Raw genomic sequence first — 15009 nt, 5'->3', positions numbered from 1 at the left:
TGAATTCGGCAACAAAGCCGTGTACACCTTCAATCACATATTATTAACCGCACTCTAGTAGTCCCCTGTAGAGTAGTGATTACTAGAAATCATTACTCCATCTTTCGACCTAATATTGATTACAAATTCGGAGCTCACCTTATCTACTGGCACTGACGCAATATTCGAAATCGAGTTAGAGCCAATAAGAATATTGTTTTGCTCCCAACACCGTTTGGGCTGATGACTGTCGTCAATACATTCTAATGATATGCTTGCCTGTGAAATCTCTTCTCGTGAGTCATTGATTACACTGATATCTATAAGCGTTGAGGATATATCATTATTTATGCTGGCAACCGCCAACACGGGTTGAAATGATTCTTTAACCGCAAAGTAGGCCGGCTTTGGATTTCGCTCTACATCAAGAATTGCCCAAGTTACGGCTTGCCAACTATCGACAAACATAAATTGATATATTGCAGCGATGCCTTTATTTTTTTTCAATCTAAGTTGCTCAGCCGCGTATTTATTCACTTGTCTTTGGTATCGCTGAGAATTAACAATATAGCTATTCAGTGAGTCTCCTATTTCGACTCCTGCAATATTGAGCGTTTCATGATGCTGATAATTGTGATACGAGAGCTTCTCAAGCTGTGCTCTATTAAGTGGCCAGTTAGACTCGCCATCCAATATTTCTCCCACGGTGTCGGCATCAGGAAAAGATTGCGCCCCAAATTCACTGATGATTGGCGGACCTACAACTTTACGGTAGTCCTTGTAATGACCCGAGTACCATCCAAACCAAGGGTGCTCATGGGTGTAAGACGCTTGTCTCGCTATTCGACGGTCATCCGCTGCCTTTAGTGCCTGATAAACGGCTTTAGTGAGTTCCACATTGTGGTCAGGTTGATAACTTCCGTACTTATATTTCATCCACGTTGCATCCCACGGCGGCTCATTGTGAGCGCTCCAAAATGCGATAGAAGGATGGTTGTATAGCATATCGATCATATCTCTGGCCTGAGATTCCGCTTCAGCGACCAAACCTATTGAATCTTCATAGCCCCATTGCAAAGGGAAGTCTTGCCAAACAATCAGACCGAGCTCATCTGCTTTATCATAAAAACGCTTACCTGCAACATGAGCGTGTACTCGAACACTATTGATGTTGGCTTCTCGCATCAACATCAAGTCACGTTCATATTCTTCATTCCCCATTTCACCTAGCCACTGACTACCAATGTAATTGGTTCCACGAATAAAATAAGGCTGGAAGTTTACGTAGAAATGTTGGTTGTCCTCTGAGTATTCAAAATGTCGAAAGCCTATTTTTTCCGAGCGCTGATGAGACAAAATTCTCTCACCTTCGAATACTTCAACCCTGAGGTCGTATAATGTTGGCTTTCCCCAGTCATATGGCCACCACAGATCCCTCTTCATACTAGGAATTGTCCAAAGGATGTCCGATTTTCCTTTATTCAACGAACGAGTAAATTCGTAGCGCTCAATCGTGGCTTCAGGTCGATCTGTGTTATGACGTTGCAGTGCGATAACAATGGTTGCTTCAGTGGTAATACTGCTATTCAAAGTCAGTTTAAGTTGCCCTGTCGTCTCTCCAGCACGACTTATCTCAGGGACAAATTTAAGTGTTTTTATAGCTATAGGACCTGTTCTCTCGAGAGCTACGCTTCCCCATATCCCTCCGGAGTTAGCCTCTTGGCCTCTATCAGACCAGGCTCCTCCAGGTCGAGTATCGTGATGATTTAAAACACCTTTAATCTCTTTTTTGTTGAGAGACCAATCTTCTACTTTCTGATCATTTTCGCTTGTTACCACCACAGAGAGTTGATTGTCGTTGGATTTGATAACATTTGTGACTTCGTAATCAAACGGAGCGAAATATCCGCTATGAGGCGCGAAAGGCATATTATTGAGTGCAACTCGTGCTTGATAATCGACTGCATCAAACTTGAGCCAGTAACGCTTCGATGAATCATAATTGCTGACATCAAAGTTAGTCTGGTACAAAGCGCTACCTGAATATTCTACGCCTGAACTGTGCCAATTTGATGGAACTGCGATGCTCGTTTGCTCCGCATTTTCGGAATTAAGCCTTTTGAAATCCCAATAGCCATTCAATGACTGGGTGGCATCAGTATGAGCTAACTCGGTAGACGTACAGCCTACCAGTAGTATTCCAAGACTTAGATTTGCAATCCAACGCCACATCCCAGCCACCTATGCCAGAGCGTCATAAGACTTAATTAAATGGAACGTATTGCGGTTATCGTCGAGAGTTAGTTCGACTTTATCAACTAAGGCCGCAAGAATAATAAAGCCTCTGCCTGACGTTACCCACGTGTCAGGATCGTCCGCATCTGGTTCAATAAAATCGGCCTCAAGCGCGGACGCAAAATCATCTTTAGACATTCCTTCTCCGAAATTGGTAATATCGACGGTGATCGTTGAATCCGTCAAAGTACTTACAATTTCTATGACCTCACCTTCACGCTCTTTATAAGCATGCTCAAAAGCGTTATTTACTAACTCAACTACGCACAGCTCCAATTCATCAATAACACTGTTTTTAACCGCTTGCCGAGACCAAAATGCCTTCAGATCGTTGGCCACATTTCTTGATGTAATCAGTGAGCTTTCATAAGTGTGAGTAAATACATTGCTATCAACCATGCTTTCTCCCATCACATTTTATTGATCACATCAGCTAGACGATTCAAAGCTGGGTGTGGGCGCAGGTTAGTCCACTGAGTTTTATCCTCAACCTCACCGTCATGTCCAATGCCATATTCACCAAAGATAGTCTGTTCCTCGACAACAGCATTGGTATGAATTTGCGTGTAATCAAACACCAGAGAGTGTTTTATTGTCGCATTGGCGTCCACTTGACAGTTTGCGCCAATCAAAGTGGGACCAGTGATGGTCGCCCCCTCCTTAATTTGGCATCCGCTACCAATAACAACTGGCGGAATAATATTGCATTCTTCGAGGTCGACTTGAGTGTTAATCCCGAGCCAAATACCCGCTTTCACTTGCGTGCCCGGCACTCTGTAACCTGGAACTTTACCACTCAATACATCCTTGGTGACGCCCCAAATATCCTTGATGTTACCGACATCCAACCACTGAAAGTTCATTTCAACAGCGTAAAACGGTACATGTTGCTCTACGAGTTTAGGGAATAACTCACTACCAATATCAAACTCTTGATCGCTAGGAATATAGTCGAAAATAGCGGGTTCAAAGATATAAATACCTGTATTGGCAAGATTAGACAGCGCATCTTCTCGAGCGGGCTTTTCCTGAAAACTTTGCACCAAACCTTTATCGCCCGTCACCACAACACCATACTTTTCGACTTCTTCTTCAAGCACTCGTTTGGTAATAATGGTTGCAATACCTCCACACTTTTTATGCTTGCGAACCGCCTCTTTCAAATCAAGATCAATCCATGCATCACCGCACACCACGACAAACGTCTCATCAAAGAATCCGGAAAACTCTTGAATGCGTTTCATCCCCCCAGCCGAACCTAGGGCTTTGCTTTCAAACTTGCCGTCCTTAAGCTCTCCCTCACAAGAATAAGAAAGCTGAACATCGAAATGGTGGCCATCGCCGAAATAGTCTTCTATCACCTCAGCTAAGTGACTCGTATTAATGACAATCTTAGTAATATTGTGTTGAGCGAATAACTCAATCATTGATTCCATTACGGGTTTGCCCAGTATCGGAATCATAGGTTTAGGTATCTGTTGAGTAATGGGTCTTACTCGAGTTCCCTTACCCGCTGCCAATATCATTCCTTTCATTGCCTGTCCCCTAGCCTAATCATTAGAACTAATACTTAAACCGACGCTGTCATTGCATCCTCGACTGTGTCATAGGTTTTTACTAGCCTATCCATTCGGGTTAACTTCAGTAGATCTCTGACAGGCTGCTTGGCGCCAACAATAGCTATTTGCCTATCTCGAAGAAGCTTATAAACTGCCATTACAGCTCCTAATCCACTGCTATCCATGAAATTTACGTTCGATAGATCAAGCAACAAGTTAGGTTTAATATCGCCCTGAATATCTTCCATAGACTGTCTAAACGTTGGAGCCAACTTAGCGTCAAAACGCGCTTCTTGAACTTCAACAACCGTAAACAGGTCGTTGTTCGACACTTCATAATTCATAGTGGTTTCCCTATTGGTTTGGTGCCCATTTGCAAACTAACATACTGATATCATCATCAAAAACGTCACTCTTCTGCCAATCTCTCACCTCTGACACAATGGCATTAGGTTTGTCTTCAAAGCTCGTAGCCGCATGCTGTTGTATCCTTTTTTTTAGCCTGTCTTCGGTGTAAAACTCCCCCTCTAGTCTGGCTTCAGTGATACCATCTGTATAAATCCAGATTTCATCGTTAGGACCTAGCTTCACCGATTTTTGCTTGTAGTCTGCAAAATCAAACATACCAACTACGAAATTATCCTCACCCAAGAATTCGGTAGTTCGAGTTCCGTGTTGGTACCACACAATTGGTGGGTGCCCGGCAATGCAATAATCCAGTTCCCCTGTCACCTGATTCAACACGGCATAAACCATAGTGAAGTAAAGGGGGTTTGAGTCATCTTGGCTATAAATATCATTTAGTTTCTCTACCACCTCATCGGTCCGACGAATGACTTTTCCTGAAGACGTTTCTTTGTAAACCACTGAATTAGGACCACTTGCGATAGACAGCGTCTGTTGAACGGAAAACGATAGCAAAGCGGATGAAACCCCATGTCCCGACACATCCAACAAATAGAAACCAATATGCTGTTCATCGAGTTCGAAATAACCCAAAATATCACCACCGATCTGCGCACTTGGAATTGAGGTGTAATTCATCAATACATTATTAAATTCAAACTTCGTCGGTAGCAGTTGGCGAATAAAGTCACCTGCAGCGTCTAAATCCTGTCTTATTGTGGCGTAGGCATTATCAAGCGCTTGATTCTTCTTAAGTAATTCATTGTGCAAATTTAAATTTCTAAAGCCTGCTCTAATACGCGCATCGAGTTCATCTATGGCGGTATTTTTAGCAACAAAATCATCAGCTCCCGCATTAATTCCGCTCACAATAGAGTCATTGTCATCTTTAGCTGATAACAGAACAAAGAATATATAGCGATTGTAATCCGTCGATTTAAGAGTTTGACATAATTGAACCCCATCCATCTTCGGCATGACCCAGTCACTGAGTACAAACTGAATATGCTCGCTTTTTTTTAATATTTCTAAAGCTTCATAACCATGGCTCGCAACAGTTACGCGATATCCTTTTTTTCTTAGAAGAGAGCTCATAAGAACCTGCGTCGTTTTATTGTCTTCAACCAATAAAACCTCTTTAGATTCTGTTGTATTACTAAGCTCATTTTGTGTCATTTACGAGATTCCATCTCACTTATGAAGCATTATTTACTAGAATAGAAACTGAGAACGAAAAAACAAAAAAATATTTTGCTTTTCTTTACCTTAGAGCAATGTTGAATATCAAGTCTTGCCACATCGGCTTGCAAGGATGGCGTAATAAATGAAGAAATGCGTCAGTATTGGCTTATCTACAATCGCATTAACCTCGTCTTGTTTTGGTGATGAATATCTATCAAACACTCGCGAGCACGCGCCTGCGCCAATTTCCCCTAATCTCACTGACGGTGACAACATTCCCAATAGTAAAGATGAAAAAAGCGAGTTGGACCTAATATGGCGAGGCGTCGAAAGCTCCTTTGAGCTCCCATTTGGAGAGCTAAAGGAAAGAGAAGGACTATCAGGGCTCAGTGGCAACTTTTCGCTCAACTTACCGCTGATACAAACTCAAGACGCTAACTTGCCTTCCGGTGCTACGAATGGGCCCGCTAACGTCAATTACACAGCTAACTTGTCGTTGAAGTATGTTTTGATTGGCAATTGGTTTGCTTCTGGCACAGTTTATTATTATTTCGATAAAGACCAGCAGCAAACGTGGAACCCAGACTTTACCTATGTTTTTGGTTACAGCGATTGGCGACCTTATACTCTTAGTCTTTTGTACTCCAACTATGGAGGAAACCGCTTTTCACCTGAAACGGGCGGCTCTAGAACTAATTTTGATGAAGGTACAGTGTCGCTTGGGTGGAAGTTTCCAATTACCGGAAAGCTACTAGAGTGGACTCGAGTTTCCGAAGACGGAAGCATTGGGTGTCAAGTCGATTATAATTGGACGCCTTCCTACTTCGACCTAGCCTCCTCCAGTTATAAGGCACATCAAAGAACTGCATCCCTTGGATGTAAATACGCCATTTTTGGTAACTGGTACGTTAACGCCACCGCTTTCTACTACTTTGACAAATCACAACAGCAGCCGTGGAATCCAGATTATACCTATGGGTTCGGCTATTTTGATTGGCGACCAGGAACGATTACTTTGCAATACAACAACTACTCTGGTAACCGTTGGAACCCAAGTAATGCCGCAGAAGGAACAGGTCGTTTCCTTGATGGCTCTATTACTCTTGCTTACTCCTTCGCATTTTAGGAATTTTGTAGAAATGCGCTAAAAAAGATCCTATTTCTTATATTAAGCACATATCCTTGTGAGGCTCTGACTGCTTGCCCTTCTAATTGAGGGGCTTTTTTTGTCTTATAAGGCCAGACTTCAATCTTATAAGTATAAAGAGAGGGGAAATTATAGAGAAAAGAGAAATAAACTTTACGATTGCAAACAGCCATAAACTTTTCGTTCACAATGCTGACAATAGTATGAATGGCGGTGCGTTTTTTCGCTACAATGAGGACAAACTAGCATTCTTTTATCCTTGCTCAGTAAAATTATCACCAATCCTACTGGCCCCAGAACATACCCTAAGAGTAGCCCCGCTATTAAACGGCCTTTTAACGCGCCAATAGCACTGCTCGCAATAAAGAAAACACCATAAAAGCTAAGCCAAAAAACCATCTCCGAATCCATCGACACCACTCCGCTTTAACGATTGTTGCGACTGTTGTTTCTCTAACAGTCTAGGATTCTAGCTATTCGTGTCGAGTTTATTTGATCAATATACCTTGTTTGTAAACAAAACTTTAGGGTAGGCATAATGACTTAAGCAAGTTGTAATAGGCGACTGACATCTTGTCCAGTAACAAACTCTCGCTGGCTTTCTTTTAGCACCCAATTAATCGGGTTTCTCACCCATGGTTGTGGGTCATTTTGTGGAAAGCGGTCTACCGTTCTTAATCCAACCACGTTCAAACCTACTTGCTGACACGTCTCTATACATCGTTTGGCGTGCCATGCTTGCGCAACCACTATCACGTTACGGCCCACGGATTTCTCTAACGCTTTTCTTGCCACGTCAGTCGTGGTTTGGTAATTGTCATCAGCAATTACGTGTGCATTGGGCAAAGCCGTAATGTGCTGTGCTACTTCTTGTTGTATATGCGCGTCAAGAAATCCGTTTTCACGAACCAAATCAGTGGCTACATTGGCAAGTCGTTTGTTGACATCATCACTGTCACCGAAAGAAAACGCCACTACGCTATGTGCATCAAGTGGTGAACCAAAATTCTCGCTGACAAGCGTTGTAGTTTCTAAATACTGAGCAAGTCTCTGTTTCTGAACTGCATTGAGTTGATAGTCAAGTTGTTCAGATTTTAGAAAAGTAGCCAAGACGCTGGCTGATTGACGAACGAGAGAAACGTTAGATTGAGAGAGTAAGTCGATGAATTTTCGCATAGGAGCACCTTAAATTTCAGCTCGCCTATCCGTTGACTTTTGAAGAGTCCTTTGACGCGGTATATATTAACAGAATTATCGAAAAAGAACAGCAAAACGTTCAATTATTGTACAGCACTAGTCTCATTTGAAACCTCTTGATAAGTACCCCAAAACTAGATTAGAAAAACATTATTCATGTCTTATCATCTAGTTAAATACGGAGTCTTCATTTAAGGAACAATGTCAGTGCAAAAGTTGATGCCAGTGCTAGGTCTCTACACTGCTTTCATTCCCGTGCTCACTATTGATGTCCCTTCGACTGTTAAATTGAACAGACCGCCATGGTCCGCAACCAACTCAAGTCAAACGGTCAAACTAGACTTGTCTCGTTTAACACGCAACGATTGGTTACTCGCCAAAAAATCCATGTACTACTTTGATTTAAACTATCATCCTGAAACTGAACTCTGGGACTCGGTGCAAGGCTACCATCACGCGACCATGTGGGATATTGCCAGTGGAATATCGGCAACACTCGCGAGTTATGAACTAAACCTTATTTCCAGAGAAGAAGTGAGAGATAAACTCAGGCTTACTTTGGATACGCTTGCCACTATAACATTGTATCAAAACACCCTTCCAAATAGAGAATGCAGTGCCAAACACGGAAAACCATCAGGCAGTTACAGCGACACCAAAAGTAATGGCAATGGTTTGAGTTATTCGGTTATAACTTAGCGCAGAGCTTTACCAAACAGCACGTAGAAAAAGTGTCGGTCGATGGTATGTCTGTATATGTGGATAATCGAAACGTCCCTATTTCACTACTGATCCCTATGTACTAACTGCTATAGAAATAGGGTCAAAGAACGTATGGTGGAATCAACTTGATCAACTTTATCAACTGCATAAAAAACGTTCCAAACGGTTAGGACAACTTCAAGTATTTGCTGAAGACGCGATGAGTAAAAGTCCTTGGTTTGCCTACAACAATATTTACTATTATGGCAAACCTTGGCTGAGCGTGAGCCCCGGGAGTAAACCGATCGAGAACCCACAGACGTTCAGTTCAAGGATAGGATTCGGGCTAAGTGTTTTATATACCGATGATTTCTCACAGCAACTCTACAATACGGTTGTTAAAACCAGTCTAAGCTCTCGAAGTATCCCAACTGGTCGTTATAAAAATGGCGGCACCAACACCGCCTATAACATCAATACCAACTCTCTTGTGCTTACAGCACTATGGTATAAAGCTCTTGGTAATCATGCTCTCCACCCTTATGCATTAGAGCAGTCAAATTCCGCCAAATAGCCTGCAAGTTCGCCAATGTTGTCACCTAGAGTGTTCTTACGTTAAACACATGCTCTACATTGCTGATAGCTGAAAGGAGTTCATCGTTAGGCTCTTGCTCAATGTCGAGAATAGTATACGCGACCTCCTCTCGGCTTTTATTCAGCATATCGAGCACGTTAATATTCAAATCAGCCAACAAAGACAATACGCTACCCAAGACCCTAGGGACGTTATCATTAGCAAACGTAATTCGGTAGCCCTCTGCCCTTTCCAAACGAATCGTAGGAAAGTTAACTGAATTAGTAATGTTGCCATTTTCCAAGAAATCAATGAGCTGCTCTGCCCCCATGATGGCGCAATTTTCCTCTGCTTCGGACGTCGAAGCGCCAATATGAGGCATGAGGATCACGCCATCACGACCAATAAGAGAAGGCGTTGGAAAGTCAGTCACATACTGATCAATTTGGTGATTCTCGAGCGCGGTTATTACTGCGTCTGTATCGACAATTTCTTTACGAGCAAAATTCAGCAACACCATGCCTGGTTTAGCTGAAGACAATAAATCGTGGTTAATCAATCCTATAGTTGAAGGCAGTGCAGGAACGTGAACGGTCACGAAATCACATTTTGCAATCAACGACACTAAATTCTCCGCTCGCTTAATACGACTTGATAACCGCCAAGCCGCTTCAACACTCAGCGCTGAATCGTAACCAATCACGTTCATACCAAGATCAATAGCGGTATTAGCGACAGAGGCACCAATTGCGCCTAAACCAATTACACCAAGTGTTTTTCCTTTGATTTCAGAGCCAGAAAAACGCTTCTTTTCCTTCTCTAATAGCTTGTCCATCGCCATAGCATCAGTCATATCGGAGAGGGTATGGGAGTAACGAATACCACCCACGACATCTCTTGCCGATAACAAAAGCCCGGTTAATACCAACTCTTTCACTGCATTGGCATTAGCACCCGGCGTATTAAACACGACAATTCCATTTTCCGTGCAAGATTTTATCGGGATGTTGTTTACCCCTGCTCCGCATCGTGCAATGGCTTTAACGCTCGTAGCAATAGGTTCATCATGGAGTTTATGACTGCGAAGCAAAATTGCATCTGGCTCATTAAACTCACTACAGACTTCATATTTGTCGCGTGAGAACTTGTCCAATCCTTGATTCGAAATAGCGTTGTAGGTCTTTATTTTCTTCATTATCGCTTCACCTTAAGTTGAAATTCCATTTCTACTCATCAGCGTACTGTTATTGTCCCAAAGCTGGCTTTTTTCTGTTGTGCCAGAGACAACAAAGCACCTGACCAGCAGGTGCTTTGTAATTATTGTGTGACTTCAGCATAAGCCCAATCTAGCCATGGCAGTAACGCTTCCAAGTCGCTAGATTCAACGGTAGCCCCTGCCCAAATTCTGAGTCCCGCTGGCGCGTCCCGATAAGCGCCGATATCAAACGCGACACCTTCATCATCCAACAATTTAATCATCGCTTTAACTTGCTGCTCCGATGCATCAAGCGTGAGGCATACACTGGTGTTAGAACGTTGTGTTGGTTCTTTAGCTAAGAAGTGTATCCACTCTCGTGATTCAACGAAGTTTGTTAGTACAGCAAGGTTGGATTCCGATTTCTCAATCGCCGCACCTACACCGCCAATATCTGCCACCCAATCGAGAGTATCAATATAGTCCACCACGCATAACATAGAGGGTGTATTGATCGTCGCCCCCTTGAAAATGCCTTCTATAAGCTTTCCACCTTTTGTCATGCGGAAAATCTTCGGCAGTGGCCACGGGGGTGTATAAGACTCTAATCGCTCGACCGCTTTAGGGCTCAAAACAATGACCCCATGAGCCCCTTCTCCACCTAACACCTTCTGCCAGCTGAAAGTGACCACATCCAGTTTTTCCCAAGGCATAGGCATCGCAAACACAGCGGAGGTTGCATCACAAATAGTCACCCCCTCTCTATCATCACTAATCCAATCACCATTCGGGACTTTCACTCCAGAGGTCGTGCCATTCCATGTAAAGATGGTATCGTGTTGTGGATTTGCCTGCGTTAGATCTGGTAGCGACCCATAATCGGCTAAATAGCTATTTACTTGCTCAAGTTTCAATTGCTTGGTGATGTCCGCTAACCAACCTGAGCCAAACGACTCCCAGTGGAAAACATCGATTGGACGATGACCTAACATCGACCACATCACCATCTCCATCGCTCCAGTATCGGACGCAGGAACGATGCCAACACGATAGTCTTCTGGGATACCCAGTATTGCTTTGGTTTTTTCTATCGACTCAGCCAGAACCGCTTTGCCTAAAGACGAACGGTGACTGCGGCCTAATGTGGAAGCATCCAGTTGAGTGAGATCATACCCCGGACGCTTGCTACATGGTCCAGAAGAGAAGTTAGGGTTTTGCGGTTTGAGTTGAGGTTTCATAAGCCTCCCTGCTTGTGAATATTGAATAACTATTCATCACATTGTCGTAAAACAGACGCTAAGGCAAGAGGGTTATGCTGATCGGCAATAAATATGTGTATTTACTGTGTGAAATGAGCCGTTTTCTCTGCAAAAACAACAAAAGAGTACTTTGGATTTTTGAGACAACCCCAAATTAAAAAGGCAGTGCTTTTACGCACTGCCTTAAACTAGATACTGTTTGTTGCTTATCCCACAACACCAACAGCAGCTTGCATGATGATGCCGCAGATGTAAGCTCCGTAAGTCCCTAGCGCATAACCAAGTACTGCCATCAAAATACCTACTGGTGCTAGTGATGGGTGGAAAGCCGCGGCGACAACAGGCGCTGATGCTGCACCACCAACGTTGGCTTGGCTACCTACAGCCATGAAGAATAGCGGTGCACGAATCAGCTTAGCCACAAATATCATCAACAATGCGTGAATCGTCAGCCATGTGATACCGATAAAGAAGTAGCCCGGATTATCTAGAATCGCAGTCACGTCCATTTGCATACCGATAGTCGCCACTAGAATATAGATAAATGCTGAACCGATTTTAGAGGCTCCAGCATGTTCTAGTGTGCGCGCGGGTTTGAACATAGAAGCAATCAATGCAAATGTCGTAACAAGAACGATGAGCCAGAAGAATCCTGACGTCAGACTGTATTTCTCTAACCCTGGCGCATTGGTTGCGATCCAAGGAGCAATCAAATCAGAGCCAAAATGTGCAAGACCCGTTAAGCCAAAGGCGATCGCCACGACTTTCATCATATCTGTCGTTGTGATTGGACGAGAGTTTTCCTCTTCGTATTTCGCAACGGTTTCTTTTAGTTCATCAATAGAAGAGGTGTCAGCTTTAAGCCATGCATCCATTTTCTTTTGACGACCAGCCATGATAAGCAAGATAGCCATCCAAATGTTGGCACAGATAACGTCAACCGTAATCATCGCAGAAAATAGTTGGTCGCCTACACCGAACACTTCTTTCATTGCAGCTTGGTTAGCACCGCCACCAATCCACGAACCCGCAACTGTTGTTAGGCCACGCCATACATCACCAGAAACGAGGTCTGGATTGATAAAATCTAAAATTACGATTGCAGCTGGTCCACCAATGATGATGCCCAATGTGCCCGTTAAGAACATAATTACCGCTTTCGAACCTAAGCCGAAGATCTTCTTCAAGTCTGCAGAAACGATCAACAGAACCAAAGCGCCCGGCAGTAAGTATCGGCTAGCAACAAAATATAGCTTAGAGTCAGAACCGTCGATAATGCCCGTTGTATTAAGTAAAGACGGGAGGAAATAGCACAGCAACAGACCTGGGACAAAAGAGTAGAATTTTCTCCAGAAAGGATTTTTGCTGCTCTCGGTGATAAATACTCCACCAAGAATGGCAGCAAGTAAGCCCATTATGACTGCGTCATTCGTGATCATTATTGTTAGTCTCCTTAACTTGCATCCATTGAAACATTTGGACACATTTGGTCAGTGGCCAGAGACTATACATACATCTCTTTATTGTCACAAATTTTAACAATTTTTACCCAATCGAAATGAATAAATAGAAATTCATCTTTGCCAAAAATCGTTTAGCCTACGCGTTTTGAGTCTGTCGATTGCGTATAGCCATTCACTAGAATTAAGTAAAAACGCTATATTATCAGCAAGTTGTAATACGAACTTTATGTTGTTCAGTAATCATTTTGGCAACAATTCCTTCACCACTAATCATCAACTCCGCAATACAACTAGACGCATAAAAATTGTTAAATCGTACAAATATCAAACAAACATCTATTGATTGTTATTTGATACAAATCACATTTGAGAACATAAAAGTGTTGAATTTTAACGGTGATTTTCACGAAACTTGACACCATGTATCACATTTTCAGCACTATTTGCCGCAACTGAACCAAAAAAAGAGGAGCAAAGCTCCTCTTTCGTTTACTCGTTAACATTGAGTATAGGTCATTCCATCGTCGGCATTGAGAAAGAGCTTGTATGCTGTTCTAAACGAACACTCGCAGGCCAACGACTAGTCACGGTTTTCATCTTGGTATAGAAACGTACGCCATCATTTCCATGAACGTTTAAAGGTCCAAAGATAGAACGCTTCCACCCTCCAAAGCTATGAAATGCCATTGGAACAGGAATTGGCACATTCACACCTACCATGCCAGCTTGAACATCCTCACTAAACTGACGTGCGGTTTCCCCATCACGAGTGAAAATAGCGGTCCCGTTACCATATTCATGTTGATTGATTAATGATAAAGCCGTTTCGTAGTCACTAACACGAACCACGGCTAACACCGGTCCAAAAATCTCTTCCTTATACACTGTCATTTTTGGCGTGACGTTATCAATCAGAGTTGGGCCAACAAAGTACCCTGTTTCATTTCCCGTCACGGTAAAGTCGCGGCCATCAACAACAATTTCGGCACCTTGCTCTTCGCCGCTAGTGATATAGTCGCAGATGGTTTGTTTGTGAAGCGCAGATATCACCGGGCCCATATCGTTTTCAGTACCCTCCACAATACCTGGGCCTACTTTCATTTGTGAAATTTGCTGTGTGAGCTTCTCAATCAAACGGTTTGCGGTCTCATCGCCGACTGCCACTGCGACGGACAGTGCCATACAACGCTCACCTGCAGCACCATATGCCGCCCCCATAATGGCGTTGGTCGCCATATCCATATCGGCATCTGGCATCAAGATGCAGTGGTTCTTCGCCCCGCCAAGGGCTTGGCAGCGTTTCCCATGAGCAGAGGCTGTGGCATAAATGTATTCAGCGATTGGTGTGGAACCTACAAAACTAACCGCCTCTACTTTAGGTGACGTAAGCAAGGCGTCTACAACTTCTTTATCACCATTAACTACATTAAAGACACCATCAGGTAATCCCGCTTGTTTTAACAATTCAGCAAGAATCAAAGCCGTTGACGGATCTTTCTCAGACGGTTTCAACACAAAAGTATTACCCGTCGCTATGGCAACTGGAAACATCCACATTGGAACCATGGCAGGGAAATTAAACGGAGTAATACCAACACAAACACCGAGAGGTTGCATTAAAGAGTGACTGTCAACGCCAGTACCGACATTAGCTGAGTGCTCACCTTTCTGTAAGTGAGGGATACCACAGGCAAATTCCACCACTTCTAACCCACGAGTCACCTCCCCTATCGCATCGGAGTATACCTTGCCATGCTCATTTGAAATGGTGCGTGCTATCCGATCCATATTTGCTTCAAGTAACGCCTTGAATTGAAACATCACTCGCGCACGTTTGAGCGGTGACGTCTTAGACCAAGCTTTAAAGGCTGTACTCGCCGCTTCAACCGCTTGCTCAGCTTCATGAGCGTAACTCAATACCACTTGTTTTGTTTGTTCTCCGGTTGCAGGGTTATAGACCGCACTAAAGCGCTCACTTTCACTGTTAACAATCGCCCCTGCGACATAGTTTTGAATGGTTTCCATAGTATCTCCACAATTCTAATAAATACT

13 protein-coding genes are annotated in these 15009 nt (G+C 43.3%); 3 read left to right on the top strand and 10 right to left on the bottom strand.

Annotation, left to right across the window (positions count from 1 at the left end; genetic code table 11):
• Positions 1-54: 54 nt before the first annotated feature.
• Genes HW45_RS17170 through HW45_RS17150 form a run of 5 tightly spaced genes read right to left on the bottom strand, consistent with a single transcriptional unit; the run spans position 55 to position 5414 of the window.
• Complete coding sequence (locus HW45_RS17170; RefSeq protein WP_038228451.1) at positions 55-2211, bottom strand: glycoside hydrolase family 2 protein; 2157 nt, start codon at positions 2209-2211, stop codon at positions 55-57.
• Between the two features lie 9 nt (positions 2212-2220).
• Positions 2221-2673: an ATP-binding protein gene (locus tag HW45_RS17165; RefSeq protein WP_038228450.1), complete on the bottom strand. Its 453-nt coding sequence runs from the start codon at positions 2671-2673 to the stop codon at positions 2221-2223.
• Between the two features lie 11 nt (positions 2674-2684).
• Positions 2685-3809: a sugar phosphate nucleotidyltransferase gene (locus HW45_RS17160; RefSeq protein WP_038228449.1), complete on the bottom strand. Its 1125-nt coding sequence runs from the start codon at positions 3807-3809 to the stop codon at positions 2685-2687.
• Positions 3810-3844: 35 nt separating this feature from the next.
• On the bottom strand, positions 3845-4177 hold the full coding sequence (locus HW45_RS17155; protein ID WP_038228447.1) for an STAS domain-containing protein: 333 nt from the start codon (positions 4175-4177) through the stop codon (positions 3845-3847).
• A gap of 10 nt (positions 4178-4187) precedes the next feature.
• A complete protein-coding gene (locus HW45_RS17150; protein ID WP_051868189.1) occupies positions 4188-5414 on the bottom strand; it encodes a PP2C family protein-serine/threonine phosphatase in 1227 nt (408 codons plus the stop codon).
• A 148-nt stretch (positions 5415-5562) separates the two neighbouring features.
• Between HW45_RS17150 and HW45_RS17145 the strand changes: the two genes are divergently transcribed.
• A complete protein-coding gene (locus tag HW45_RS17145; RefSeq protein ID WP_038228445.1) occupies positions 5563-6546 on the top strand; it encodes a hypothetical protein in 984 nt (327 codons plus the stop codon).
• Between the two features lie 564 nt (positions 6547-7110).
• Here HW45_RS17145 and HW45_RS17135 read toward each other — a convergent pair.
• A complete protein-coding gene (locus tag HW45_RS17135) occupies positions 7111-7743 on the bottom strand; it encodes an ElyC/SanA/YdcF family protein (protein ID WP_051868187.1) in 633 nt (210 codons plus the stop codon).
• A gap of 228 nt (positions 7744-7971) precedes the next feature.
• On the opposite strand from HW45_RS17135, the gene HW45_RS28425 reads away from it, so the two are divergent.
• Together HW45_RS28425 and HW45_RS28420 are read left to right on the top strand one after the other, a co-directional pair.
• Positions 7972-8463 carry a DUF3131 domain-containing protein gene (locus HW45_RS28425; RefSeq protein ID WP_160171222.1) on the top strand — a complete coding sequence of 164 codons (492 nt, stop codon included), beginning with the start codon at positions 7972-7974 and terminating at the stop codon, positions 8461-8463.
• Between the two features lie 112 nt (positions 8464-8575).
• On the top strand, positions 8576-9040 hold the full coding sequence (locus HW45_RS28420; protein WP_081875844.1) for a DUF3131 domain-containing protein: 465 nt from the start codon (positions 8576-8578) through the stop codon (positions 9038-9040).
• A gap of 25 nt (positions 9041-9065) precedes the next feature.
• Here HW45_RS28420 and HW45_RS17125 read toward each other — a convergent pair whose 3' ends face one another.
• The 4 genes from HW45_RS17125 to HW45_RS17110 form a co-directional block, all read right to left on the bottom strand.
• Entirely contained in the window at positions 9066-10235 is a 1170-nt protein-coding gene (locus HW45_RS17125) for a phosphoglycerate dehydrogenase (RefSeq protein WP_038228443.1), read from the bottom strand.
• A gap of 122 nt (positions 10236-10357) precedes the next feature.
• Entirely contained in the window at positions 10358-11473 is a 1116-nt protein-coding gene (locus HW45_RS17120; protein WP_038228441.1) for a phosphoserine transaminase, read from the bottom strand.
• Between the two features lie 227 nt (positions 11474-11700).
• A complete protein-coding gene (locus tag HW45_RS17115; RefSeq protein ID WP_038228439.1) occupies positions 11701-12933 on the bottom strand; it encodes a DUF819 family protein in 1233 nt (410 codons plus the stop codon).
• Positions 12934-13470: 537 nt separating this feature from the next.
• Positions 13471-14982: a CoA-acylating methylmalonate-semialdehyde dehydrogenase gene (locus tag HW45_RS17110; protein ID WP_038228438.1), complete on the bottom strand. Its 1512-nt coding sequence runs from the start codon at positions 14980-14982 to the stop codon at positions 13471-13473.
• Between the last annotated feature and the right edge of the window lie 27 nt (positions 14983-15009).

Origin of the sequence: Vibrio sp. ER1A, from assembly GCF_000733315.1 — a bacterium.
GTDB lineage: Bacteria > Pseudomonadota > Gammaproteobacteria > Enterobacterales > Vibrionaceae > Vibrio > Vibrio mediterranei.
Note: the sequence above shows the minus strand (reverse complement) of the source record. Positions and strands in the feature narration are given on the sequence as shown.